The organism is Bizionia paragorgiae (assembly GCF_900107625.1).
Lineage (GTDB): Bacteria > Bacteroidota > Bacteroidia > Flavobacteriales > Flavobacteriaceae > Bizionia > Bizionia paragorgiae.
On record NZ_FNQK01000023.1, the window covers coordinates 25,515 to 50,939 of the forward strand.

The following is a 25,425-nucleotide window of genomic DNA, read 5'->3' on the forward strand; positions in this document are numbered from 1 at the left end:
AGATTACAGGGTTCTAACTGCTAAAAATTGTTAACAAAAAAAGCATCTAAAAGTATACTGAGATACTAATAGATGCTTTTATTATACGAAGAAGGAACTTTAAGCCAGCTTTTCTAATTGAGCCATTTTTATAGCGGCTACTGCTGCTTCTGTTCCTTTATTTCCATGTTTACCTCCAGAGCGGTCTATAGCTTGCTGTAAATTATTATCGGTAAGCACACAGAAAATCACTGGTGTATCGCGGTTTACATTCAAGTCTTTAATACCGTGAGCTACGGCCTCGCATACAAAGTCGAAATGTTTTGTTTCCCCCTGTATTACACTTCCAATAGCGATAACAGCGTTAACCATTTGCTCTTGCATTTTCTTAGCACCGTAAATCAACTCATAGCTTCCTGGTACATCCCATACCACTATATTGTCGTCTTCAGCACCATGCTCCTTTAAGGTTTCTAAGGCCCCTTTTAACAAGCCTTCGGTAATCTCACTGTTCCATTCTGAAACAACAATCCCAAACCGAAAATCTTTCGCGTTTGGGATTGATGCTTTATCATATTCTGATAAATTATTATTTGCTGTTGCCATAATTATGTTCCGATACTACCGGAAATTTTAAATTAGTTTGACATTGCTTCCGCCTTACCTATAAAGATATCAACTTGATTAGCCTCTGTAGACATTGGGTATTTTTCTTTAATGGTATTAAAGTATCCTAAAGCTTCTTTAGCATTACCAATTTCTAAAGCTGTAATTCCAGCCTTATAGAAATATGTTGGTGCAGAATAACCGTTTTCACGTAATGTTGCTGCTGCTTTATAGTATTTTAAAGCATCTTCATTTTGGTTTAACTGAACAAAAGCATCACCAATCGCTCCTTTAGCCATAGGTGCTAAAATCTCATCTTCGCTAGAAAACTTATCTAAATGCGCAATCGCATTTTTATAATCTTTTAAGTTTAAGTAAGCCATCCCTGCATAATAGTTTGCTAGGTTAGCTGCTGGAGTTCCACTGTACTCATTAATGATATCGATCATTCCATACTTTCCTTCGCTACCGTTTAAAGCCACGTTGTAAAGTGAATCTGAAGACACCCCGTTAACCGCCTCTTCAAAGTTCTTTTGAGCGTGATACATATCGTTCATCGCTTCACTTTGCTTTGGTTCTAGTACAAATTCCTTATAACCTAAAAATCCTAATACGAAAACTGCTACCACACCAATGATGATAAAAATATACTTTTGGTTTTTAGCAACGAAGTCTTCAGTCTTAGACGCCGTTTCGTCTAAAGTATTAAATACTTCTGCCGTTGTTGAGTTTTCCTCAACATGTTCGTGCTCTACTACTTCTTTCTCTGTTTTAGGTTTATAACCTCTTTTCTTATAAGTTGCCATATAGTGTATATTAATGCGCAGCAAAAATAAAATTTTTATCCATATATAAAAGGTTATTTATTTGTTATTTTGTAATAATTTGCAACACTCTAAATAAACGGTCGAAACTTAGGTAGCTTTTAGACTAAATTACTATGATATTAAAATCCCTTTCTTTACTAAATTATAAAAATTTTGACTCCAAAACATTTGATTTTAACGACACGATAAACTGTATCGTTGGTAACAATGGCGTCGGAAAAACAAATATTTTAGATGCCATTTACCACCTCTCTTTTGGTAAAAGTTATTTTAATCCAATCGCCTCCCAAAACATAAAACACGATGAAGATTTTTTTGTGATTAATGGCGACTATGAAAAAGAAGAAAAAGCTGAAAAAATAGTTATTAGCCTAAAAAAAGGTCAGAAAAAGGTAATTAAACGCAATAGTAAGTCGTACGAAAAGTTTAGTGACCACATTGGTTTTTTACCATTAGTCATTATTTCTCCTGCCGATCGCGATTTAATTATTGAAGGTAGTGATACGCGAAGAAAATTTATAGATAGTGTTATTTCCCAAAGTGACAACAGTTATTTAAACACCGTTATTAAATACAACAAGATAGTAGCACAACGCAACTCACTTTTAAAGTATTTTGCTTTAAATAGCACGTTTAACAAGGATACCCTTGAGATTTATAATTTGCAACTGAGTGAATTTGGCGCTATAATTTTCGAAAAACGAAAAGCATTTTTAGACAATTTCATTCCGATATTTAAAGAGCGTTATGAAGCTATTAGTAACGGCAATGAAGAGGTAGATTTGAATTATAAAAGTGATTTATTTGAGTCGGATTTAAACACCTTATTACTTCAAAATATAAATAAAGATAAAGCATTACAGTACACTAGTGTGGGCACCCATAAGGACGACTTACTGTTTAATATTGACGGTCACCCCATAAAAAAATTCGGAAGCCAAGGGCAGCAAAAATCCTTTCTTATAGCTTTAAAATTAGCCCAATTTCAGTTTATAAAAAAACAAAGCGGAGTGAATCCTATTTTGCTATTAGATGATATTTTTGATAAATTAGATGAAGAACGTGTTGCACAAATAATAAAGCTGGTTAACGATGAGAATTTCGGACAGATTTTTATAAGCGACACCCATGCCGACCGGACGGAACGCGCTGTAAAGCAAGTCCATCAATCGTATGAAATTTTTAATATTTAGGATAAATCCTTCCTAAACACATTCAGCAGGTGGTCTGTTTTACAAAAATTTAACAGGTTACATTGCGTATTAATATGTAACTTATAAGTCTCCTAAAATAGTTCAGAACAATTCAATATAAAAAATGAAAAGAATAAGCATACTACTAATTTTTACGCTCATATTTTATGGTTGTAAAAAAGATTCAAACAAAAGTTTAAACTTTATTAACGGCTACTGGGAAATTGAAAGCGCCACCACTGCAGATGGCAAAAAACACGAATACACAATAAGTACGACTGTAGATTATATAAGTATTAATGACAGTTTAACGGGGTTTAGAAAAAAATTAAATCCAACATTAATGGGGACCTACAACACCTCTAAAGATGCAGAAAAGATTACGGTTAAAATTGAAAACGACAGCTTAAATCTTTATTACAACACTCCTTTTGCTACGTGGAAAGAAACTGTGATATTTGCAAATGAGGAACATCTGGAAGTCGTTAATGCCGATAACATGACGTACCTTTATAAACGATTTACCCCAATTAACGTATTAGAATAAATTATGGCAAAACGAAATAATAGTATTTTAAGCTTTTCAGACGCACTAAAAGATTTTGTAGAAACCAATAAACTAGACAAAGGTTTAGACAAAGTTAATGTTCGTGACGCATGGGCTAAATTAATGGGGAACGGTGTTAACAATTACACATCAAATATTGAACTTAAATTTGGCACCTTATACGTGCAATTAAGCTCTAGTGTTTTACGAGAAGAATTAAGCTATGGTAAGAATAAAATTGTTAAAATGCTTAATGAGGAGTTAGGAAAAGAAGTGATTAAAAACGTAGTGTTGCGATAAACATAACAACCTAACACCTAGAAAAGTACCTCAACATTAAAATCAAAACCTGACAAGCCGAATTAAAACAACGCTGACCCTATCGCGCTGAGTTTAGCTCCATAAAAAGCACAGGCATTAGGTTTTATAACAGAAATGAAATAAAAAAAATACTGAAAAAGTTTTTTTAAAGATAAAACACTATATTTGAGGCATTATAAATTTAATTTTTTTTAAAATGGCTCAAGGCACAGTAAAATTTTTCAATGATTCAAAAGGTTTCGGTTTTATAACTGAAGAAGGATCAGACAAAGACCATTTCGTACACATCTCTGGTTTAATCGACGAAGTTCGTGAAGGTGATGTTGTAGAATTCGACTTACAAGAAGGAAGAAAAGGTATGAACGCAGTAAATGTAAAAGTAGTATAATATATATATTCTTTATTTTTTTACAAATTAAGCTCACTTTACGGTGAGCTTTTTTTTATTTCTAACAAATAAAAGGAGTTAAAGCCTTGTAAATTAAATAATGGCATTATCTTTGCCTTCAATTACATAATTAATTTAAAATTTATTACAATGAGTAAAGGCACAGTAAAATTCTTCAATGACACTAAAGGATTTGGTTTCATCACTGAAGAAGGTGTAGACAAAGACCATTTTGTACACGTATCAGGTTTAATTGACGAGGTTCGTGAAGGTGACGAAGTAGAATTCGACTTACAAGAAGGTAAAAAAGGATTAAACGCAGTAAATGTAAAAGTAATTTAATATATACTACATAACTTTTTTTAAAGTAAAAGCCCATACAGATTGTATGGGCTTTTCTTATTTTAATAGTTGACTTACTTTATAATGGTCTAAAAAAAAGTCCCGATATAATATCGAGACTTTTTTAGTAGATAGCAGATTAATTACTGCTTCATAATCTTTATTACTTGCTGACCAGTTTTTGTAGAAACTGTCATAAAATATAATCCTGATGCGACATCAGAGAGATCTATTGATGGCGTTGCAGCATTATTTGTTAAATCTATTCCTCTTACAAAGCGACCGTTAATATCATAAACCTCAGCTTTGATTACTTTTACAGCTTCCGAATTTTTAATTGTAAAAATTCCGTTTGATGGATTTGGAAACACGGTAATACTCAACGCTTCATTAGCAAACTCGCTTGTCGATAATGAATAATCGCAGTTATAAACCATAAACTCATCGACATACCATCCTTCTCTACCGTTACACCCATCGGTACCCATTTCAAATCTAAATTGAATGGTAGAATTCGCGTCTACACCCAATACAGATAAATCAATTACACTTGTTCCCCAGCTTCCTGAAACCGATCCTCCATCTGATCCTGTAAAGGCTGGTTCTCCAGCTAAAGGATTATCATTACCCTCTGAAGCAGGATTAATACTACTATTATAGGCGTTTTCTATAAATGCATTTACTGGTAACAGGGTCCATGTTAAACCATCTAAACTGTATTTAATATTTCCACCGTCCCAATTAGGCTCTGTAGACACAAAATGATTAAAGGCTAAGGTGTACGTTCCAGAAGAAAAATCTGGCATCGTAATTAGTGGACTTTGTAATCGCATAACTCCATTTTCTAAATCAGATCCACAGTCTCCATTTAAAGGATCAATTCCAAAAATAGCACTACCTGTTCTTCCTTGAGGTAAAGAACTTACAACTGTCCAATCTCTATCATCCCAAGACACTGAGTTTACAGGAACCTGCTCTACTATCCAATCCTCAATACCATTCTCCCAATCTTGAAAGTAAATAGGATTGTTCGTTGCGTTATCACATAGGGGAGCAACTTCGGCAAGAATTGGTGTGTACCCACAAGCATCAGGGTTAGTTGCTAACTCTACAGCTAGAACCGTATTTACTACTTGTGCTACATCTGCAGCGGTTATTATTTCTCCCGATAAACCTGCAGGTGTACTCGTTGTAGATAAGCCCTCTAAATTAACTCCTAATAAGTCATTTGCAGAAGCCTCTAATGCATCAGCTAAACTTTGAAAGTTACTTGTTGCCGTTAAATACTGACTTTGTGCTCTCCAGAAAATGTGAGCAGCTTTGGTAAATCCGATTCCATTAATAGTATAACCATTAAAGTTCCCTCCGTCTACAAGCAGTGAATACGCACGATTTGGCACACCACTATTAGAGTGTACACCACCAGCGTCACCTTCTCCACATCTATATTGGAAATCGGTAACTTTACCTGGATCACCATTACAGTTAGGATTCCACATATCGCGTATTGCTCCGTTAAAAGCTGTAGCATCCTCACCAATTCTCCATCGGTCTGAACTATTACAAAACGTTCTCAACGCATGATTATCGTCGTCATCCTCATAGTTATTTAATAAATCTATGGTTTCTCCCCATATATCAGAAAAAGACTCATTTAATGCACCACTCTGGTAGGCATAAATTAACCCACTTGTATACTCGGTATAAGCATGTCCCCATTCGTGAGCAATAACATCATCGGCAGCTGTACCATTACAATAATTCGCAGTATACCCATTCCAATTGGCATTAGGACAAGATATATTTGGATTATTATTAATGGTTCTCATTGTTATACCCGCATTATTATAAGACTCGTAATTAAAAGCATTATTAAAAAAGTGATATACATGTCCTGAAGCTTCCACTTCATTTTGTTGCCAAATCGTTAATGCACCAGGAAAGGCATCCCCTTCTTGCCATACTACATTAAGTGAATTACCTTCAGAAACCCTACGATCTAAAGCGTGAGCCATCCCCGTATATTGTTCTACAATTTCTCCGGTGTATGCATTGACAAACACATATTCTCTAACATCTGTTTTATTTGCTACTTCTATTCTATACGCTAAACGATTTGCCTCAAGAATTCCTTTAACTAAGCCCGTATTAAAAACATAAAGCGTATTAGTCATTGCCTCTAAAGGGACTCCAGAAAAATTCAGGTTTTGATTTTCGATAGTTTGAATTGCAATAGCATCGGCTTGAGCTGCCGTGATAACCGGTGTTGGATTTAATTTTATTCCAGAAATAAAATTCCCATTAACCACTGTTAACTCATTTTTAGCATTAAAATGAAATAATAATTTTCCATCATAAACAGGAACATCATGATACATTTGTTCTAAAACAACACGTTTTAAACCTCTTGAATCCACTTCCTCTTTATTCGTTTTAAAATTTGAAGCTACGCCATCTATATTATAGAGGGCTTTATTTTCCTCTAAAAACTGAAGAGCTTTTGTAGGTAGAGCATTTCCTTTTAATTGTAAACCTTGCCCTTGTTTAAAAGCAATAAATTTAGGGGTTCCTGAACTGGCATTAAGGGTAATCTTAGCCTCATTTTTTTGCTGAAAGTCTGCTATCGCTTTTGTATTACTTTGGGAAAACCCTAAAGCAGTAGTTAACAAAGCAGAAAACAACATTAATTTCATCTTTTTCATCGATTTTTTTTTGATTCCGCTAAACTACCTCATTATGAGACATAAAAAAAGCCTGAAACTGTTAAATTTCAGGCTTAAATGTATATTTTATCAGATGAACTGTTTAAAACATCTCTCTTCCTGAGAAATGAAAAGCACCTTCAATAGCTGCATTTTCATCACTATCACTACCGTGAACAGCGTTTTCTCCAATAGAAGCTGCATATAATTTTCTTATTGTTCCTTCAGCTGCATCAGCAGGATTTGTTGCTCCTATTAATGTTCTAAAATCTTCAACTGCGTTTTCTTTTTCTAAAATTGCAGCGACAATAGGTCCACGAGTCATATACTCTACTAATTCTCCAAAGAAAGGTCTTTCGTTGTGAATAGCATAAAATGTCTCAGCGTCAGCCTTAGTCATTTGAGTTAACTTCATTGCTACGATTCTAAAACCTGAAGCATTAATTTTTTCTAAGATTGCGCCAATGTGCCCTTTTTCAACTGCATCTGGCTTAAGCATTGTAAATGTTCTGTTTGTTGCCATTTTTTTGTTTTTATTTTTTGCAAAAGTAATCTATTTCTAAATAAAAACAATATATTCAGTTATTAAAAAATTGTATATTCGTGCCCTATGAATACACAAGACCTATTAGAAATCAAAACATTGCTTAGTTCTCCGAAACAAATAGCAATTATTCCTCATAAAAACCCTGATGGAGATGCCATGGGCTCTACCTTAGGCTTATTAAATTATTTACTAAAATACAATCATAATGCGGTAGTAATCGCTCCTAACGATTATCCGGATTTTTTAAAATGGTTACCAAACGAAGACCGTGTTTTAAAGTATGATGCAGAACAAGCTGACTGTGATGCATTTATTTCTAAGGCAGATATCATTTTCACCTTAGATTTTAATGCCTTGCATAGAACGGGTAATATGGAACCGGCTTTAGAGTCTAGCAAAGGCATTAAGATAATGATAGACCACCACCAACAGCCAGACGACTATGCTAAATACATGTTTAGTGATGTCACAATGAGCTCTACTTGTGAAATGGTATATCACTTTTTCGATATGCTTGATGCTCTAGACGCTATCGATGCCCAAATTGCAACCTGTTTGTATGTAGGGATCATGACGGACACTGGATCGTTTAGATTTCGATCGACGACTAGTACAACACATAGAATTATTGCCAACCTTATTGATAAAGGAGCCGATAACACCCAAATTCACAATAATGTTTACGATACTAATAGCTACAATCGTTTACAATTATTAGGATGTGCTTTAAGTAATTTAAAGGTGCTCCCAGAATATCGAGCAGCTTATATTACACTTTCTCAAAATGAATTACAGAAATTAGATTATAAAAAAGGGGATACCGAAGGCTTTGTTAATTACGCCTTATCCCTAGAAAACATTGTGTTAGCTGCCATTTTTATTGAAGACAAAAAGCAAGGTATTATAAAAATATCTTTACGTTCTAAAGGAGACTTTTCGGTGAATGAATTATCGAGACAGCATTTTGGCGGTGGTGGTCATACCAATGCAGCTGGAGGAAAAAGTGAAACCGATTTACAATCTACGGTTGATAAATTTATTAGTATATTACCCCAATATAGCAGCACTCTAAATAATGAATAAACCCCTTTTACTACTTTTAATACTCCTTGCTTTTTCGTGTAAAACACCGGAAGCCCGCAAACCTGTTAGCGTTAAAACCGGCTCTTCTATTAAGGAGTCCGTACAACGAAACATCAAATTGTTCAATCAGGAAAAGGAACATATTCAGGCTTTAATAGATTCGTCTCCAGAATCAGAATATATCGCTTCTGAAAATGGGTTTTGGTACACTTATATTAATAAAGTAGAAAACGACAGTCTTCAAACACCTGATTTCGCAGATATTATCAACTTTAATTATAATGTTTCACGGTTAGATGGTAGTGTTATTTACACTAAAGAACATTTAAAGACGCGTAATTACGCCATGGATCAAGAAGAACTTTTTAAAGGTTTACGAGAAGGATTAAAACTTATGAAAGCCGAGGAAACCATTAAGTTTATTTTCCCTTCTCAAATGGCTTACGGCTATTATGGTGATGATAATAAAATAGGCCGAAATACGCCTATAGTTTGCGAAGTAACGATTAACACAATAACAAAAAAATAATTATTAAATGATGAATACAATTAAACAAACGATGAAAATTTTCATTTTAGCGCTAATGGCAACGCTAACTTCTTCTTGCCAAGAAAATAAATACCCAGATTTAGAGGACGGCTTATATGCCGAATTTGTAACTAACAAAGGAACTATGGTTGCTAAGTTACATTACGATTTAGCCCCTGTAACTGTAGCTAACTTTGTATCGTTAGCAGAAGGAACAAATACAAAAGTAGATTCTACTTATGCTGGTCAAAAATTTTATAACGGAACGACGTTTCACAGAGTTATAGACCAGTTTATGATTCAAGGTGGAGACCCAACAGCAACAGGATCGGGTAATCCAGGATATAAATTTAAAGATGAGATTAACGAAGCTAAACACGATAAGCCAGGTATTCTATCTATGGCAAACTCAGGACCTGCAACTAACGGATCTCAGTTTTTTATTACCGAAAAACCTACTCCTCAATTAGACCCTAAGCATACCGTATTTGGAGAACTTGTGGTTGGATTAGAAGTTCAAGATAGTATATCTAATGTTAAAACAGCTCGTGGAGACAAGCCTGTAAACGATGTTATCATTGAAGAATTAAACATTATAAGAAAAGGAAAAGACGCTAAAAAGTTTGATGCTCCAAAAGTATTTGACACTTATTTTGTTGAGTTAGAGGAAGAAAATAAAGTTGCTGCTGAAAAACTTGCAAAAGCTAAAGCTAACTTTTTAGAGAAAAATGAAGCTTTAAAAGCAAATATGAAAACATTCCCTTCAGGATTAGGGTTAACAATAATAAGTGAAGGTAGCGGTATTGAGCCAAAATCAACAGACAAAGTTATTATTGCTTACGCTGGATATTTAGCCGATGGGACTTTATTCGATACGAGCTATGCTGAAATCGCTAAGGAATATGGTACTTACGACGAAAGAAGAGCCGCTCAAAATGGATACCAACCATTTCCTATGGTGTATAACGAAACAGCTACATTAATCCCTGGATTTAGAGAAGCTATGTTAAACATGAAAGTTGGAGATAAAGCGAGAGCATTTATCCCTGCAGCTTTAGCTTATGGTGCTCGTGGTGCTGGTCGAGTGATCCCACCAAATTCTGATTTAGTATTCGATTTAGAAATTGTATCTCTTCAAGAGTAATCTCTAGTTAGAGAGAATTATAAAGGAGCCTTCAGAAATGAAGGCTTTTTTTATTTTTAATAATAGTCCGTTGACAGTAGAACTCTGTTATAAACATAAAAAAGCCTGCAAAATGCAGGCTTTTTTATACTTAATATCAGTATTCGTAATACATTTTATTCCTTACTAAGAATTACTTTTTAGGAATATGCTTTAAAATCTCTAATACAAATTTCCAGTATTTTTGAGCTGAAGAAATACTAGCACGCTCATCTGGAGAGTGCGCTCCTTTAATTGTTGGTCCGAAACTAATCATTTCCATCTCTGGATAATTTTGACCAAGAATTCCACATTCTAATCCAGCATGACAAGCCGCAACGTGTGCTTTTTCCCCGTTCATTTTTTCGTATAAACCATCTAAGACTTTAAGAATAGAAGAATCCATATTCGGAGCCCATCCTGGGTAATCTCCAGAACACTCAACCTCACATCCTGTAAGTTCAAAAGCTGCACGAAGTGTATTCGCTAAGTCAATTTTAGAACTCTCTACCGAGCTACGTGTTAAACAAGCGACCTTAATAGTTCCTTCTTTAACCACTACTCTAGCGATATTGTTTGATGTTTCTACCAAATCAGGAATATCAGCACTCATTCTATACACACCATTTACGGCGGCATAAATAGCGCGTGTTAATCCTTCTTGCACGCCTAAGTCCATCATTTTCTCTGGAGTCTCACAGGCCTCAACCACAATCTGTAATTCAGGCTCCATAGTTTTTAACTCCGTTTTAATAGTCGTTGCTAACTCTTCCATTTCAGCTTCAAACACCTCTTGGTGGATGGCATCAATAGCAACAGTTGCCTTACTTTCTCTAGGAATAGCGTTACGTAAACTTCCTCCGTTAATTTCAGAGATTCTCAATCCGAAATTTTCAAATCCGTCAAATAACAAACGGTTCATTATTTTATTGGCGTTTCCAAGTCCTTTATGAATATCCATTCCAGAATGCCCACCTTGTAAGCCTTTAACTGTAATTGTATATCCAGTTTTAAACTCTGGAGTCTCTTCTTCGGTATACGTGCGCGTTGCTGTAACGTCTACACCACCAGCACAACCTACACCAATCTCATCGTCTTCCTCTGTATCTAAGTTTAACAAAATACCACCAGAAAGCAATCCGCCTTTTAAGCCCATCGCTCCAGTCATTCCTGTTTCTTCATCGATAGTAAAAAGTGCTTCAATAGCAGGGTGTTCGATTGTTTTACTTTCTAAAATAGCCATTATTGTCGCTACTCCCAATCCGTTATCTGCACCTAAAGTTGTCCCTTTAGCACGAACCCAGTCTCCATCAACATACATTTCAATACCTTGAGTATCAAAATCAAAATCGGTATCCGCATTTTTTTGGTGTACCATATCTAAATGCGATTGCATAACAATAGTTACACGATCTTCCATCCCCGGAGTTGCCGGCTTTTTTATTATAACATTTCCTACTTCGTCTTCTATAGTTTCAAATCCTAATTTAGCGCCAAAGTCTTTCATAAATGCAATCACACGCTCTTCTTTTTTTGAAGGTCTAGGTACCGCGTTTAAATCTGCAAATTTGTTCCAAAGTTCTTGAGGCTCTAATGCTCTAATTTCAGTGTTCATTTCTATATATTTTTAGTTTTACAAAGGTAATTAATACAACAGCAATTATGTAAACATTTTCTTAAATTTGAATTATGTTTAAAAACAAAAAACTCCTTGTCGCCTTATTACTCATTCCCGCTATTATTGGTGTCAAAATAGCGGCTTATTTTCCAGAAACTATAGAATCGGTGTACAGTACCGGCGTTTACCCTATTATCTCGACACTTTTGCGATACACCTTAGGGTGGATTCCCTTTTCTTTTGGGGATTTAGTTTATGGATCTGCAGGGATTATCATAATCCGCTGGTTTATTCTTAACCGTAAACGCATAGTGTCGGATTTTAAAGGGTGGATTATCGATATTTTAGCAGGGGTCTCTATAATATACATCAGTTTTCACTTGTTTTGGGGGTTGAATTACTACCGACTACCTTTACATCAAAACTTAAATTTAGAAGCCGATTACACCACAGAAAGCCTATTAGTCGTAACGAAAAAACTGATTAATAAAACCAATGCCTTACATTTAGAACTCACAGATAACGATACCCTTCGTGTTGTGAGTCCCTATACCAAAGCGGAAATTTTAAAAATGGTTCCTGAAGGCTATACCTTATTAAAAGAGAAGTTCCCTCATTTAGAGTATAAAGCCAAAGCGATAAAAACCTCTTTATTTAGCCTCCCTTTAACCTATATGGGATTTAGTGGTTACCTAAATCCTTTGACTAATGAAGCTCAGGTTGACGGATTAATCCCGGAGTTCAAATTCCCTACCACAGCATCTCATGAGGTGGGCCACCAATTAGGCTATGCTGCCGAAAACGAGGCGAATTTCATGGCCTGTTTAGCAACGACTACGCACAGTGATTTGTATTTTAGATATTGTGGTTACGCCTTTGGTTTACGTCATTGCTTACACGAAGTTTACCGACGTGACCCGGCCTTATACAATGAATTGATTTTAACTTTAAATACTGGAATCCTAAAAAACTATCAAGAAGTTAGAGATTTTTGGGATGCCCATAAAAACCCTACCGAGCCTTTATTTAGAAAAACCTACAACACCTATTTAGAGGCAAACAACCAAAAAGGAGGCATGGACAGTTACAGCTATGTGGTTGCCCTATTAGTCAATTATTTCCAGGACCAAACACTTTAGTCAATACGACTACAAACGTTAAAATAGCTTTGCTTTGGGTTTAATACTATTAGATTATTATCTTTAAAACTTTTTAAATTTTTATTTCACGAACTTATGATTAGACACGTTTTTTTTCTCGCTGTATTTTTATGTAGCACGACTCTTTTTGCTCAAGAATACATCCCTAAAAACGACGGTGTAAAAACCGCGACTTCACATTACACCGCATTAAAACACGCTACGATTCATTTATCTCCTACTGAGACCATCGAAAATGGTACTTTGGTTTTTAAAGATGGTAAAATTGTTTCGGTAGGCAAATCGGTAAACATCCCTAAAAACAGTATAATTATCGACGCGACTGGAAAAACTATCTACCCGTCGTTTATTGATCTTTATTCAACTTTTGGAGTCAAACAACCAAAAAGAGAACCTAACCATTCCCGCTCACCACAGTACGATGCCAGCCGCGAAGGTTATTATTGGAATGATCATATTAGACCAGAACAAAATGCAGTAGACCATTTAGATTACGATACAAAAAAGGCAACGGCATTACACAAAGCAGGCTTTGGTGTTGTAAACTCACATATCGACGATGGAATAATTCGTGGAACAGGGGTTTTATTAGCATTAAATAATGAAGGCACATCGGCTAATATTATCCTAGAAGCACAGTCGGCGCAATATACAGGAACCTCAAAAAGCAAATTATCAAGACAGGCCTACCCTACTTCATTAATGGGAGCTCTAGCTTTATTAAGACAGGTTCATTTAGATGCCGATTGGTATGCCCAAGGATTAAGTAAAGAAAAAGACCGCGCCTTAGAAGCATTAATACAAAACAGAACTAAGGTTCAAATTGTAGAAGCGGGTAGTAAATTGAACGCGCTGCGTTTAGATAAAGTTGGTGACGAATACAACACACAATATGTTATTGTTGGTGGTGGCGACGAGTACGAAGCAATTCAAGATATTAAAGCGACACAAGCAAAGTTTATTATACCGGTAAATTTCACAGAAGCCTATGATATGGAAGATCCATTTTTAGCAAGATCTGTAAGTTTAGCCGACTTACGCCAATGGAATCAGCAACCACATAACCCAAGAATTTTAGCTGAAAACAATGTAGAGTTTGCGCTGTCGACTTACAAATTAGAAAAAGAAGCTGACTTTTTACCTCAACTTATAAAAGCTATTGAAGCGGGGTTACCTAAAGAGAAAGCCTTGGCTGCCTTAACCACAGTTCCAGCAGGAATTATAGGTCAAAGCAACACCTTAGGAACACTTAAAGCAGGAGCTTATGCCAACTTCCTAGTGACTTCTGGTGATATTTTTGATAAAAAAACAACGATCTACGAAAACTGGGTAACCGGTGTAAAAAATGAATTAGAAGTAGCTCCCAAAGACATTCGAGGATCCTATGCCTTTAACTTAGAAAATGAAAAGTATACCCTTAATATTTCAGGAACTTTAGACAAGTTAAAAGCTAAAACAAAAACTGACAACACGACATTAGGTACAAAGTTAAACGTAACTAACGACTGGTTACAATTAACCTTTTCGACTGTAGATACCACCAAACAGGAATTTATTCGCGTGGTTTCAAACTTAGACGATACGCCTGTTTTAACAGGTAAAGCCTATTTACCTAACGGAAAAGAACTTCCTTTTAAAGCTGTAAAACAGACTGCTGACACAACGACTTCGGACGATAAAAAGGATGATGATGATGATGATGATGATGATGATGATAAGGAAGAAGAAACACCTGCAACAGTGGATAACTTTTTTCCTGTTACCTATCCAAACCTAGCTTTTGGTTTTGAAAACAAGCCACAACAAGAAACGTTACTATTTAAAAACGTAACAGTTTGGACCAATGAAAAAGAAGGCATCTTAGAACAGACAGACGTCCTTATTAAAAACGGTAAAATCGCAAAAATTGGCATGAACCTAAATGCTAAGAATGCTAAAGTTATTGATGGTACTGGCAAGCATTTAACCGCAGGAATTATAGATGAACATTCTCATATAGCAACCTCATCGGTTAATGAATCTGGTCATAACTCTACTGCCGAAGTTAGCATTGAAGATGTACTAAACCCTGACGATATTAATATTTACCGCAATTTAGCTGGTGGTGTAACCTCTATTCAAGTGCTACACGGATCGGCAAACCCTATTGGGGGCCGCTCGGCAATCATTAAATTAAAATGGGGTGAATCGGCTCGAAATTTAATCAATCCGCATGCTCCAAAATTTATCAAATTTGCCTTAGGTGAAAACGTAAAACAAAGTAACTGGGGTGATGCTGCAAAAACACGATTCCCGCAAACTAGAATGGGTGTAGAACAAGTGTATATTGATTATTTCCAACGTGCAAAAGAATATGAAGCTTTAAAAACTAGTGGAAAGCCCTTCCGTAAGGATATCGAAATGGAGACACTCTCTGAGATTATAAACAAACAACGTTTTATAAGCTGTCACTCGTACGTTCAAAGTGAAATTAATATGTTAATGAAGGTTGCCGAGCAATTCAACTTTAACATTAATACTTTTACACACATTTTAGAAGGTTATAAACTGGCAGATAAAATGGTAGAACACGGTGTTGGAGGCTCTACTTTTAGTGACTGGTGGGCTTATAAGTACGAAGTTAATGATGCGATACCTTACAATGCCGCAATTATGCATAATGCAGGAGTGACAGTAGCTATTAATAGTGATGATGGTGAGATGTCTCGCCGACTAAATCAAGAAGCAGCAAAAGCTGTTAAGTATGGTGATGTTAGCGAAATTGAAGCGTGGAAATTCGTGACCTTAAACCCAGCAAAACTATTACACATTAGTGATCGTGTAGGGAGTATAAAAGTCGGAAAAGATGCCGATGTGGTGTTATGGAGTGATCACCCATTATCAATTTACGCGAAAGCAGAAAAAACAATTATTGAAGGGGTTACCTATTTTGATATTAATCGCGACAAAGCATTACGTGAAGCGGTTGCTAAAGAAAAAAATGAATTAACCACTTTAATGCTTCAGGCAAAAAATAAAGGCTTGAAAACAAAACCGATTGAGAAAAAAGAAAAAGCACATTTTCACTGTGACTCTAACTTCTAATAACTTTCTCAATCCTTATAAAATACACATGTTATGAAACTCTTAAAATATAAATTACTCGGTTTAGCAGTATTACTTTCAAGCGTTCTACTCGCACAACAAACCCCTGCACCGAAACAAACTCAAGCCATTTCTATCGAAGGTGCTACGGCACATCTTGGAAACGGAAAGGTTATAGACAATGCATTAATAATGTTTAATGATGGCAAACTTACATTTGTTGGCAGTGCCCTAACAAAAATTGCACGCCAAGGCACAATTATTAATGCCAAAGGCAAACATATATACCCTGGATTTATTGCTCCTAATTCGACTTTAGGTTTGGTAGAAATTGATGCGGTAAGAGCTACAGAAGACGAAAACGAAGTGGGTACTATGAATCCGCATATTCGCAGTTTGATTGCTTATAATACGGAATCCAAAGTTGTAGAATCTATGCGAATTAACGGGGTATTAATGGGGCAAATCACACCTCGTGGCGGACGTATTTCTGGTACCTCATCGGTGGTGCAATTTGATGCCTGGAATTGGGAAGATGCGGTAATTAAAGAAGATGACGGCATCCATATAAACTGGCCTAATCCTTTTTCTCGCGGACGTTGGTGGTTAGGAGAACCGGCAACCCTAAAAGAGAATAAAAATTATAACAAGCAAGTCGATGAACTTAACACTTATATTAAAGAAAGTGCGGTTTATCAATTAGGTCAAAACACAACAAGGCACCTCCCTTACGAAGCTCTAAACGGAATTACCACAGGAGACAAAACCGTGTATATTCACGTTGATGGTGAAAAGGGAATTACCGACGCCCTAAGATTTAAACAAGCACACAACATCGATAAATTAGTTATTGTTGGCGGTTACGAAGCGCATTTGGTTTCTAATCTTTTAGTAGAACAAAACGTACCTGTACTTTTACAACGTGTTCACAGTAAACCAAACAACGATGACGATGATTATGATTTGCCTTTCACTCTAGCGAACCGCTTGGTTAACGATGGTGTTTTAGTCGGACTAGAGAACGCTGGAGATATGGAGCGAATGAATACGAGAAACCTTCCTTTCCTAGCGGGGACTTGCGCTGCTTACGGGTTAGATAAAGAAACAGCCTTAAGTTTAATTACATTAAATACAGCTAAGATATTGGGAATTGATGATATGGTAGGCTCCTTAGAAGTTGGAAAAGACGCCACTCTTTTTATTAGTGAAGGCGATGCCTTAGATATGAGAACCAATAAAATCGATAAAGCTTATATTCAAGGTCGTGATGTGATTTTAAAATCGCATCAAACAGAATTGTACGAACGTTATAGTAACAAGTACAAAAAATAAACAGTAACGCTTTAAAAACAGTATAGAAAAGACGACCAATGGTCGTCTTTTTTTTGTGATGCATATCAATAATAGCTGCTAATTATTTATCGTTTTGGATTTGATGAAAAGAAATCGTTTTGAAAACTCTAAATTTGCAGATATAAAATGAATACCATGCCTATAAAACATATTAGTAGCGTTCAAAATGCATTAATAAAGCACGTTGTTTTATTAAAAGAGAAATCTCGTGAACGTAAAAAGTCGGGTCTTTTTATTGTTGAAGGTATTAGAGAAATTGAACTTGCGGCTAACGGAAATTACGATATCGACACCCTATTATTTTATCGTGATTTAATTTCTAAAGAGCAGCTTAACGCTTTAAACCTGCAAGCACAGGACGTTATTGAAATCTCTAAAGAGGTCTATCAAAAGATAGCCTACCGTGAAACAACGGAAGGTGTACTAGCCATTGCTAAAAGTAAAGAGCACAGCATTAATCAACTATCATTTAAATCTGACAGTCCTTTAATATTAATAGCTGAAGCACCAGAGAAACCAGGAAATATAGGCGCCATTTTACGAACTGCCGATGCTGCGAATGTAGACGCTGTTATTATTGCAAACCCTAAAACGGATTTGTACAATCCTAATATTATCCGCTCTAGTGTCGGTTGTGTGTTTACCAATCAGATTGCAATGGGCACAACCGATGCTATTATTGCCTTTTTAAAATCGAAAAACATTGCTATCTACGCTGCTATTTTACAAGATGCCGTTCCCTATCACACACAAAACTTTACGTCTCCCACAGCTATAGTTGTTGGCACAGAAGCTACTGGCTTAAGTGAAGAATGGCGTATCGCTTCTAAACAAAATATAATTATCCCAATGCAAGGAGCTATCGATTCTATGAATGTTTCTGTAGCAGCGGGTATTCTAATTTTTGAAGCTAAAAGACAGCGAGATTTCAAATAAAATTCATTTCATTTTTATGACTGCCACTACCCTATTTTATATCATTATAGCTTTAATAGTTATCAGTTTTATTATCGATAAAATTTTAGATGCATTAAATGCTAAACATTATAACGATCCGATTCCAAAGGAATTAAGTGATGTTTATGACGAATCAGCATATAACAAGTCGCAACGGTATAAAAAAACAAATTATAAATTTGGGTTGCTAAGTTCTACATTTTCACTTTTACTGACTTTAGGATTTTTCTTTTTTGACGGCTTTGCGTATGTAGATGCACTCGCTAGACAGTGGTCGTCACACCCTATAGTAATAACATTACTGTTTTTTGGAATTATTATGTTGGGTAGCGATATCTTAACAACACCATTCTCCTATTATAAAACATTTGTAATCGAAGAGCGTTTTGGATTTAATAAAACTACGAAAGGCACTTTTATATTAGACAAGGTTAAAGGCTGGCTCATGTTACTAATTGTTGGAGGTGGTATTTTAGCGCTTTTAACTTGGTTTTATCAAACTACAGGTGATTTATTTTGGATATACGCTTGGGCACTTATAACAGTATTTACGCTCTTTATTAATTTGCTTTATAGCCGACTCATAGTTCCCATTTTTAATAAACAATCGCCTTTAGAGGACGGTGACTTACGTACGCAAATATCTAATTACGCCGAAAAAGAAGGTTTTAATCTCGATAAAATATTTGTGATCGACGGCTCTAAACGCAGCACAAAAGCCAACGCCTATTTTTCAGGTTTTGGTAGTCAGAAACAAGTTACACTTTACGATACACTAATCAATGACTTAGAACCAGAAGAAATTGTAGCCGTTTTAGCTCATGAAGTGGGGCATTATAAAAAGAAGCATATTATATTCAATCTTTTCGCTTCAATTATACTTACTGGTGTAACCCTATTTATCATGTCTTTATTGATTTCTAATACTTTACTTTCGGAGGCTTTAGGGGTAGATACTCCCAGCTTTCATATCGGGTTAATCGCTTTTGGTATTTTATACAGTCCGATTTCGGAAGCCACGGGTTTAATCATGAATTGGTTTTCTAGAAAATTTGAGTACCAGGCCGATAATTTTGCTAAAACGACCTACAAGGCAGAGCCTTTAATTAGCGGACTTAAAAAACTATCGAAAAATAGTTTGAGTAACCTAACACCGCATCCGGCTTATGTTTTTATGCATTACTCGCACCCTACTTTATTACAACGCATCACTAACCTAAAAGGATAATTAACCAGACCGATAGGCACAACTACTTACTCTACAACAAAATCAAAATACTGATTGCGGTAAGGTTCATTTCTTAGGGTAAAGTGCCACCATTCTTTAGGGTAATTCCTAAAGCCATTGGCTAGCATTAGTTTTTGTAAAAGTTGTCGGTTTTCTATTTGTTCTTTAGTCAGCTCTTTATTTGCGACCCAAGACGCTTTACCAAAGAAATCGAAAGGCGATCCCATATCTAATTCTTCTCCGGTCTTTTTATCTATAATGGTTATATCCAAGGTACTCCCGCTACTATGTCTAGATTTAGATGCAATATAGCCAGAACTAAATAAGTGCTGTTTGTTTACTTCTGGGTAGAATTGAGATTTCATAACCGTATCATTAACTGCTTTTGCCCATCTTACAAAATGATTAACTGCACGCTGAGGACGGTAAGAATCATAAATTTTTATGCTTAAGCCTTGTTTTCTTAATTCCTTTTGAACCGCTTTTAAAGCTTCAGTAGCCTCGGCAGTTAAAATGGCTACATGTTCCTCATAGCCGTCAACATTTTCACCCACAAAATTATTATTGTAGCAATATCTTAGCTCGACTTCTATATCAGGAATACTATCTTTTACATACACAAAACCTTTTGGTAATTGTGCAACTACCGTATTTAAAAAGAATACTAAAAAAAAGGTGATACTAATTTTCATGGTCTCTATTTTAAAAGCTAATTTAGATAAATAAATAAAACTTATGACTTTTCCTTGGCATCTTTATCTTATGGCAGCGGTATATATTTTCGCTGGTATCATGCATTTTATTAAACCAAAAGCTTATTTACGGATTATGCCACGCTATATACCACAACCTAAATTAATGGTTAGCCTTAGTGGAATCACCGAAATTCTTTTAGGGATAGGTTTGTGTGTTCCTGCACTAAAAAACCTATCGATTTACGGTATAATCGCTATGCTTGTTGTGTTCTTATTAGTACATATTTATATGCTTTCTGGAGAAAAGGCTTCGGCAGGAATACCAAAATGGATTTTAATTTTACGTCTTCCCTTACAATTCGGGTTGATGTATTGGGCTTATTGGTATCTTCAATTTTAAAAATGCATGCTATTCCCTTCTGAACACATACCACTAGAATTACCTAATGCGGACATTACGTATTATCCAAACTTTTTTAGTAGCGAAGAAGCGCTTAAGTATTACAATACTTTACTACAGGAGACACCTTGGCAGCAAGACGACATTACAATTTTCGGAAAAACCCACAAACAGCCGCGTTTAACGGCTTTATTCGCCTCGAATAATAAGCCGTTACATTATTCGGGGATTACCATGTTTCCAAAAACATTTACACCAAGCCTGCACACTATTAAATTAAAAGTTGAATCTGTTTGCAATACAAGGTTTACCACATGCCTTGCTAATTTATATCGCCACGGACAAGATAGTAATGGTTGGCATGCTGATAATGAAAAGCAATTAGGGGAACACCCTATAATTGCATCGGTTACTTTTGGTCAACCACGCTTTTTTCATTTAAAGCATCGCACCTTAAAAGAACAGCGTCACAAAATACTACTCGACAACGGAAGTTTACTACTCATGAAAGGAGAAACACAGCAGTATTGGCTTCATCAAATTGCTAAAACGAAACGCCCTATAAACCCTAGAATAAACTTAACGTTCAGGGTCATTCAATAAAGTTGTAAAAAGAAAAAACTGAGGTCCCTCAACCTCAGTTTTAAAATAATTTACAATTTTGTTCTGATTAGATTTAGGGCCTAAATAGTGTATAAAATTGTAAATCTTAATTTAATTAATCCATTGAACTAATTCATGTATTATTAGTACGCCCTAAATATATCACTAATCATTAAAAATCAAGATTAAACACAGTAATATTCGATGAAAAGCATTTTATTTTAACATACATAAGAAAAAAACCTGATTTATTTAGTAGTTTTTTTCATACATGAATAAATAGTGCTTATTTCTTTGTGATTTATACTTAAATTTGTGTCTAAGCGTTTTAAGTTAGACACTTGTATTAAGTGCATTAGCTGATTATATTTTTAAATTATGAAAACACAATTCATTATCTTTTTTTTATGTATTACTTGTATCGTTACGGCACAAGATAATAACCACAAGTCAAGCGAGGTGGTAATCAACAAATTTATAGAAGGCACGTTATTACTGCCCAATACTGTCGAAAAGCCGAATCTAGTTATAATTATTGCTGGCTCTGGTCCGACCGATCGCGATGGAAATCAGAATTTTTTAAAAAATAATGCCCTAAAAAAATTAGCCGTTGGATTAACCAACAGAAACCTTGCCACATTTCGTTACGATAAACGTATTGTAAAGCAAATACGTAAAGGAAAGGTTGATAAAAACATGTTATTTGAAGATTTTATAACTGATGCGATTTCAGTCAGAGATTTCTTTAAAAACCAAGATGCTTTTAATAAAATTTATATTGCTGGACATAGCCAAGGTAGCCTCGTAGGTTTAGTTGCCGCGCAAGAAAGAGCGGATGGGTTTATTTCTCTCGCAGGTGCGGGACAACGCATAGATCATGTTATAATGGAGCAAATTACTAAAACAGCACCTATGTTTACTGAGGATGCAGAAAAAACGTTCGCGGTATTAAGACAAGGTAAAACGACTACGGAATATCCAAAAGCATTGGAAGCGATATTTAATAAGGAGTTACAACCTTTTATTTCCAATTGGATGCAGTATGATCCTCAAACAGAAATTCAAAAATTACAAATTCCTGTTTTAATTATTAATGGCACTAAAGATTTACAAGTTACCGAAGCCGAGGCTCAAATTTTACACCAAGCTTCACCAGAATCGGAAATTAAAATCATTGAAAACATGAATCATGTTTTGGTAACAATAGAAGGCGGCACCTTAGAGAATTCAAAGTCCTACAATGAATCTGCACGTCCCCTATCACCAGAAGTTATAGATGCCATTGTGGAATTTATTAAATAGAAAAAGCACCCACAAAGGGTGCTTTTTCATACTAACCAACCAAAAATATGATAATTACTACTCGTATTTTAAAAGTAACCACACTCTCAAATAGTCATCATAAGTAATTACTTTAAAACATATTTCAATCTTCGTGCCAAAATGAAATGTGTCGCTTTTATTCCCGTGTATTTTAGAAACATTTAACAAATTACGACATGCTTTTTTTACATGCGGATAAAATCTGTCTTATCACGAACGGAGTCTGACATTATTTACATAAAGATTCCGTTGATGTAACACGTTTGGTAGTCGTTTCTATTAAAGTAAAACCTAGCTTTTTTTTTAAAGCAGAAAATCGCTATTTTGCGGGAAATTAAAACTAGAAAATGGAAAACACATTACCATTTAGCAATGATGCTATCGTATTTGGAATATTAATGCTTTGTTTAGGCGTTGTTTTTTTTACTGAAAATTTAAAAGGCAAATTCTGGACTACCTTTTACAAATTTGTTCCCGCACTTCTAATGTGTTATCTATTGCCAGCCATTTTCAATTCTTTAGGAATCATTTCGGCAGATACCTCAAAAACATATTTTATTGCCAGTCGTTATTTACTACCCGCTTCATTAGTTTTATTTACAATAAGTATTGATTTAAAAGCTGTATTTAATTTAGGCCCTAAAGCCTTAATAATGTTTTTAACGGGAACCATAGGTATTATTATAGGTGGTCCTTTAGCGATATTATTAATCTCTACATTTTCTCCTGAAACCGTTGGTGGCGCTGGATTTGATGCCGTTTGGCGTGGACTAGCAACCCTGGCAGGAAGTTGGATTGGTGGAGGTGCCAATCAAGCTGCCATGTTAGAAATTTACGAATATAACCAAGAACTTTACGGAGGTATGGTATTGGTTGATATCGTGGTTGCTAATATTTGGATGGCTATTTTATTATTAGGAATTGGCAAGCGTAAAAAAATCGACAAATGGTTAAAAGCTGACAATTCGGCAATTGATGCCTTACAAGAAAAAGTTCAAAACTTATCTGAGAAGATAACTCGAAACCCGACGTTAACCGACTTGATGGTGATTTTATCTATTGCCTTTGTAGCTGTAGGAATAGCACATCTCGGATCGGATGTGATTTCTAAATATCTATCAACAAATTTCGAATCTGTTAGCGATCCTAAAAGTGCCTTATCTTCTTTTGGAAGTGGGTTTTTCTGGCTTATTTCTATAGCTACACTTATTGGTGTATTATTATCCTTTACCAAAGTCAAAAACTATGAAGGTGCAGGAGCTAGTAAAATTGGAAGTGTCTTTATTTATATTCTTGTAGCTACTATAGGAATGAAAATGGACTTGGGAAAAATTTTAGAAAACCCAGGACTTATATTTATAGGTTTGGTTTGGATGGCAATTCACGCGGGATTACTCATATTAGTCGCTAAATTAATAAAAGCCCCATACTTTTTCCTTGCTGTAGGAAGTCAGGCAAACGTAGGAGGAGCAGCATCGGCGCCTGTTGTAGCAGCAGCCTTCCACCCTTCTTTAGCTACGGTAGGTGCATTATTAGCTGTCTTTGGATATGTTGTAGGAACCTACGGCGCCTTACTTTGTGCAGAATTAATGAGAATAGTTGCTACACAGTAATTTTTAACAAAATTTTTAGCATATTTGCGCTCTATCAAAAACCCCTATACTCTAATGCGAAAAATAATAGCACTATTAAGTTTAAGTTTACTGTTTAACTGCGGTAACTCTAACGACTCTCTAACTGTTAAAGGCCAGGTAAAAGGCTTAAAGAAAGGGACCATTTATTTAAAGAAAGCCAACGATTCAACACTAATCACAGTAGATTCTGTAGTTGTAAATGGCGAAGCTCCTTTTGAATTAAAGAGTAGCATAGACGAACCTCAAATGTTCTTCTTATATCTTGATAAAAACGATGACCATAAAGATAGAATTCCATTTTTTGCAGACAAAGGGGTATCGGAGATACACACTACTTTAAAAAATTTCGCATTTGATGCTAAAATTAAAGGATCTAAGCAACAAGATCTTTTAAATGATTACCTTCTTATGATGTCAAAATTCAACAATAAAAACCTAGAACTTATTAAAGCACATTTTGATGCTTTAAAAGAGAATGACACACTTTTAGCTTCAGAAAAAGAAACAGCTTTTAAAAGTCTTCAGAAAAAGAAATATTTATACACAACGAATTTTGCCTTGAATAATAAAAACAGTGAAATAGCGCCTTATTTAGCACTTACAGAATTATATGATGCTAATATAAAATTATTAGATACTATAAATAATGTCTTAACCAAAGAAGTTAAGTCTTCATTATATGGAAAAAATTTACAGCAGTTGATTGAAATTATTAAAACTGAAGAGTAAACATCTATAATTTATACCCACAAGAAAAGCTTCACTCATTAAGGTGAAGCTTTTTTTATACTATTTATTTTTTTTACTACGAAAAGCATACTCTAATAAGGGATCAATCTCAAAAGTTGTGTGTGAATTGAAATAAGATTACGATTTTTGTAAAAAAAATAGCCGTGGACAATTATTTAGAATTACTGAAACTTATTCTCCCTGAATTTTTAATTAATCATTTCGATTTAATAAAAAACACAAAAAATGGTGAAGTAATGCACCTTTATTTTGAAGAGCGCAATGTGATTCCTAAAGAGGAGAAATCCAAAATGCTTGTTGCTCATGGTTTTCACAAAGAAGTCACTATTCAAGATTTTCCACTTCGAGGTAATACAGTCTATCTTCACGTAAAACGTCGCAGATGGTTAGATAA

At 35.2% G+C, this 25,425-nt stretch carries 25 protein-coding genes; 19 read left to right on the top strand and 6 right to left on the bottom strand.

Annotated features, from left to right (window positions below):
* Positions 1–99: 99 nt before the first annotated feature.
* Together ribH and BLV64_RS13495 are read right to left on the bottom strand one after the other, a co-directional pair.
* Entirely contained in the window at positions 100–585 is a 486-nt protein-coding gene (ribH, locus tag BLV64_RS13490; RefSeq protein ID WP_092136455.1) for a 6,7-dimethyl-8-ribityllumazine synthase, read from the bottom strand.
* A gap of 32 nt (positions 586–617) precedes the next feature.
* Positions 618–1,391: a tetratricopeptide repeat protein gene (locus tag BLV64_RS13495; RefSeq protein ID WP_092136457.1), complete on the bottom strand. Its 774-nt coding sequence runs from the start codon at positions 1,389–1,391 to the stop codon at positions 618–620.
* A gap of 134 nt (positions 1,392–1,525) precedes the next feature.
* On the opposite strand from BLV64_RS13495, the gene recF reads away from it, so the two are divergent.
* From recF to BLV64_RS13520, 5 genes are all read left to right on the top strand, one after another.
* Complete coding sequence (recF, locus tag BLV64_RS13500; RefSeq protein WP_092136459.1) at positions 1,526–2,605, top strand: DNA replication/repair protein RecF; 1,080 nt, start codon at positions 1,526–1,528, stop codon at positions 2,603–2,605.
* Between the two features lie 124 nt (positions 2,606–2,729).
* Positions 2,730–3,152 (top strand): hypothetical protein, encoded by a 423-nt coding sequence (locus BLV64_RS13505; protein ID WP_092136461.1) that lies wholly within the window; start codon positions 2,730–2,732, stop codon positions 3,150–3,152.
* 3 nt (positions 3,153–3,155) lie between these two features.
* The gene (locus BLV64_RS13510; RefSeq protein ID WP_092136463.1) at positions 3,156–3,452 is read left to right on the top strand and encodes a DciA family protein; all 297 of its coding nucleotides are present in this window, start codon (positions 3,156–3,158) and stop codon (positions 3,450–3,452) included.
* A 217-nt stretch (positions 3,453–3,669) separates the two neighbouring features.
* Positions 3,670–3,861, top strand: coding sequence for a cold-shock protein (locus tag BLV64_RS13515; RefSeq protein ID WP_028281616.1), 192 nt, complete (start codon positions 3,670–3,672; stop codon positions 3,859–3,861).
* A 150-nt stretch (positions 3,862–4,011) separates the two neighbouring features.
* Positions 4,012–4,203, top strand: coding sequence for a cold-shock protein (locus BLV64_RS13520; RefSeq protein WP_092136465.1), 192 nt, complete (start codon positions 4,012–4,014; stop codon positions 4,201–4,203).
* A 143-nt stretch (positions 4,204–4,346) separates the two neighbouring features.
* Here BLV64_RS13520 and BLV64_RS13525 read toward each other — a convergent pair whose 3' ends face one another.
* A complete protein-coding gene (locus BLV64_RS13525) occupies positions 4,347–6,905 on the bottom strand; it encodes a M4 family metallopeptidase (RefSeq protein ID WP_092136467.1) in 2,559 nt (852 codons plus the stop codon).
* A 103-nt stretch (positions 6,906–7,008) separates the two neighbouring features.
* A complete protein-coding gene (locus tag BLV64_RS13530) occupies positions 7,009–7,428 on the bottom strand; it encodes a nucleoside-diphosphate kinase (protein WP_092136469.1) in 420 nt (139 codons plus the stop codon).
* A gap of 87 nt (positions 7,429–7,515) precedes the next feature.
* Between BLV64_RS13530 and BLV64_RS13535 the strand changes: the two genes are divergently transcribed.
* Genes BLV64_RS13535 through BLV64_RS13545 form a run of 3 tightly spaced genes read left to right on the top strand, consistent with a single transcriptional unit; the run spans position 7,516 to position 10,208 of the window.
* Entirely contained in the window at positions 7,516–8,535 is a 1,020-nt protein-coding gene (locus BLV64_RS13535; protein WP_092136471.1) for a DHH family phosphoesterase, read from the top strand.
* The gene (gene gldI / locus BLV64_RS13540) at positions 8,528–9,064 is read left to right on the top strand and encodes a gliding motility-associated peptidyl-prolyl isomerase GldI (RefSeq protein WP_092136473.1); all 537 of its coding nucleotides are present in this window, start codon (positions 8,528–8,530) and stop codon (positions 9,062–9,064) included. Before BLV64_RS13535 ends, gldI begins: the two co-directional genes overlap by 8 nt.
* Positions 9,065–9,071: 7 nt before the next feature.
* Complete coding sequence (locus BLV64_RS13545; protein ID WP_245705920.1) at positions 9,072–10,208, top strand: peptidylprolyl isomerase; 1,137 nt, start codon at positions 9,072–9,074, stop codon at positions 10,206–10,208.
* Between the two features lie 172 nt (positions 10,209–10,380).
* Here BLV64_RS13545 and BLV64_RS13550 read toward each other — a convergent pair whose 3' ends face one another.
* Positions 10,381–11,841: an aminoacyl-histidine dipeptidase gene (locus BLV64_RS13550; protein WP_092136475.1), complete on the bottom strand. Its 1,461-nt coding sequence runs from the start codon at positions 11,839–11,841 to the stop codon at positions 10,381–10,383.
* 74 nt (positions 11,842–11,915) lie between these two features.
* Here BLV64_RS13550 and BLV64_RS13555 point away from each other — a divergent pair, with 74 nt between their 5' ends.
* The 5 genes from BLV64_RS13555 to BLV64_RS13575 all read left to right on the top strand — a co-directional run bounded on the left by BLV64_RS13555 (position 11,916) and on the right by BLV64_RS13575 (position 19,626).
* Positions 11,916–12,983, top strand: a complete 1,068-nt coding sequence (locus tag BLV64_RS13555) for a DUF3810 domain-containing protein (RefSeq protein WP_092136477.1) — start codon at positions 11,916–11,918, stop codon at positions 12,981–12,983.
* A gap of 96 nt (positions 12,984–13,079) precedes the next feature.
* The gene (locus BLV64_RS13560) at positions 13,080–16,088 is read left to right on the top strand and encodes an amidohydrolase family protein (protein ID WP_092136479.1); all 3,009 of its coding nucleotides are present in this window, start codon (positions 13,080–13,082) and stop codon (positions 16,086–16,088) included.
* Between the two features lie 33 nt (positions 16,089–16,121).
* Positions 16,122–17,420, top strand: a complete 1,299-nt coding sequence (locus BLV64_RS13565) for an amidohydrolase family protein (protein ID WP_092136481.1) — start codon at positions 16,122–16,124, stop codon at positions 17,418–17,420.
* A gap of 156 nt (positions 17,421–17,576) precedes the next feature.
* Positions 17,577–18,377: a TrmH family RNA methyltransferase gene (locus tag BLV64_RS13570; RefSeq protein ID WP_092136503.1), complete on the top strand. Its 801-nt coding sequence runs from the start codon at positions 17,577–17,579 to the stop codon at positions 18,375–18,377.
* A gap of 16 nt (positions 18,378–18,393) precedes the next feature.
* Complete coding sequence (locus BLV64_RS13575) at positions 18,394–19,626, top strand: M48 family metallopeptidase (RefSeq protein ID WP_092136483.1); 1,233 nt, start codon at positions 18,394–18,396, stop codon at positions 19,624–19,626.
* A gap of 26 nt (positions 19,627–19,652) precedes the next feature.
* Here BLV64_RS13575 and BLV64_RS13580 read toward each other — a convergent pair whose 3' ends face one another.
* A complete protein-coding gene (locus tag BLV64_RS13580; protein WP_092136485.1) occupies positions 19,653–20,318 on the bottom strand; it encodes a M15 family metallopeptidase in 666 nt (221 codons plus the stop codon).
* Positions 20,319–20,361: 43 nt separating this feature from the next.
* Between BLV64_RS13580 and BLV64_RS13585 the strand changes: the two genes are divergently transcribed.
* The 6 genes from BLV64_RS13585 to BLV64_RS13610 all read left to right on the top strand — a co-directional run.
* Positions 20,362–20,721 (top strand): DoxX family protein, encoded by a 360-nt coding sequence (locus BLV64_RS13585; protein WP_092136487.1) that lies wholly within the window; start codon positions 20,362–20,364, stop codon positions 20,719–20,721.
* Between the two features lie 6 nt (positions 20,722–20,727).
* Positions 20,728–21,324: an alpha-ketoglutarate-dependent dioxygenase AlkB family protein gene (locus BLV64_RS13590; RefSeq protein ID WP_092136489.1), complete on the top strand. Its 597-nt coding sequence runs from the start codon at positions 20,728–20,730 to the stop codon at positions 21,322–21,324.
* Positions 21,325–21,702: 378 nt separating this feature from the next.
* The gene (locus tag BLV64_RS13595; protein WP_092136491.1) at positions 21,703–22,626 is read left to right on the top strand and encodes an alpha/beta hydrolase; all 924 of its coding nucleotides are present in this window, start codon (positions 21,703–21,705) and stop codon (positions 22,624–22,626) included.
* Between the two features lie 368 nt (positions 22,627–22,994).
* Complete coding sequence (locus BLV64_RS13600; RefSeq protein WP_092136493.1) at positions 22,995–24,260, top strand: DUF819 family protein; 1,266 nt, start codon at positions 22,995–22,997, stop codon at positions 24,258–24,260.
* A gap of 54 nt (positions 24,261–24,314) precedes the next feature.
* Positions 24,315–25,010, top strand: coding sequence for a DUF4369 domain-containing protein (locus tag BLV64_RS13605; RefSeq protein ID WP_092136495.1), 696 nt, complete (start codon positions 24,315–24,317; stop codon positions 25,008–25,010).
* A 164-nt stretch (positions 25,011–25,174) separates the two neighbouring features.
* Positions 25,175–25,425, top strand: a 251-nt coding sequence (locus BLV64_RS13610) for an ISAon1 family transposase N-terminal region protein (protein WP_092136497.1), incomplete at its 3' end; no start/stop codon positions are given.

Coding starts and splice junctions, on each gene's coding strand:
- BLV64_RS13495 (WP_092136457.1), bottom strand. CDS start 1,391: ATGGCAACTTATAAGAAAAGAGGTTATAAACCTAAAACAGAGAAAGAA.
- BLV64_RS13535 (WP_092136471.1), top strand. CDS start 7,516: ATGAATACACAAGACCTATTAGAAATCAAAACATTGCTTAGTTCTCCG.
- BLV64_RS13580 (WP_092136485.1), bottom strand. CDS start 20,318: ATGAAAATTAGTATCACCTTTTTTTTAGTATTCTTTTTAAATACGGTA.
- BLV64_RS13600 (WP_092136493.1), top strand. CDS start 22,995: ATGGAAAACACATTACCATTTAGCAATGATGCTATCGTATTTGGAATA.
- BLV64_RS13560 (WP_092136479.1), top strand. CDS start 13,080: ATGATTAGACACGTTTTTTTTCTCGCTGTATTTTTATGTAGCACGACT.
- BLV64_RS13550 (WP_092136475.1), bottom strand. CDS start 11,841: ATGAACACTGAAATTAGAGCATTAGAGCCTCAAGAACTTTGGAACAAA.
- BLV64_RS13505 (WP_092136461.1), top strand. CDS start 2,730: ATGAAAAGAATAAGCATACTACTAATTTTTACGCTCATATTTTATGGT.
- BLV64_RS13575 (WP_092136483.1), top strand. CDS start 18,394: ATGACTGCCACTACCCTATTTTATATCATTATAGCTTTAATAGTTATC.
- BLV64_RS13515 (WP_028281616.1), top strand. CDS start 3,670: ATGGCTCAAGGCACAGTAAAATTTTTCAATGATTCAAAAGGTTTCGGT.
- BLV64_RS13565 (WP_092136481.1), top strand. CDS start 16,122: ATGAAACTCTTAAAATATAAATTACTCGGTTTAGCAGTATTACTTTCA.
- BLV64_RS13520 (WP_092136465.1), top strand. CDS start 4,012: ATGAGTAAAGGCACAGTAAAATTCTTCAATGACACTAAAGGATTTGGT.
- recF (WP_092136459.1), top strand. CDS start 1,526: ATGATATTAAAATCCCTTTCTTTACTAAATTATAAAAATTTTGACTCC.
- BLV64_RS13525 (WP_092136467.1), bottom strand. CDS start 6,905: ATGAAAAAGATGAAATTAATGTTGTTTTCTGCTTTGTTAACTACTGCT.
- BLV64_RS13595 (WP_092136491.1), top strand. CDS start 21,703: ATGAAAACACAATTCATTATCTTTTTTTTATGTATTACTTGTATCGTT.
- BLV64_RS13605 (WP_092136495.1), top strand. CDS start 24,315: ATGCGAAAAATAATAGCACTATTAAGTTTAAGTTTACTGTTTAACTGC.
- BLV64_RS13585 (WP_092136487.1), top strand. CDS start 20,362: ATGACTTTTCCTTGGCATCTTTATCTTATGGCAGCGGTATATATTTTC.
- BLV64_RS13510 (WP_092136463.1), top strand. CDS start 3,156: ATGGCAAAACGAAATAATAGTATTTTAAGCTTTTCAGACGCACTAAAA.
- BLV64_RS13590 (WP_092136489.1), top strand. CDS start 20,728: ATGCTATTCCCTTCTGAACACATACCACTAGAATTACCTAATGCGGAC.
- gldI (WP_092136473.1), top strand. CDS start 8,528: ATGAATAAACCCCTTTTACTACTTTTAATACTCCTTGCTTTTTCGTGT.
- BLV64_RS13555 (WP_092136477.1), top strand. CDS start 11,916: ATGTTTAAAAACAAAAAACTCCTTGTCGCCTTATTACTCATTCCCGCT.
- ribH (WP_092136455.1), bottom strand. CDS start 585: ATGGCAACAGCAAATAATAATTTATCAGAATATGATAAAGCATCAATC.
- BLV64_RS13545 (WP_245705920.1), top strand. CDS start 9,072: ATGATGAATACAATTAAACAAACGATGAAAATTTTCATTTTAGCGCTA.
- BLV64_RS13570 (WP_092136503.1), top strand. CDS start 17,577: ATGCCTATAAAACATATTAGTAGCGTTCAAAATGCATTAATAAAGCAC.
- BLV64_RS13530 (WP_092136469.1), bottom strand. CDS start 7,428: ATGGCAACAAACAGAACATTTACAATGCTTAAGCCAGATGCAGTTGAA.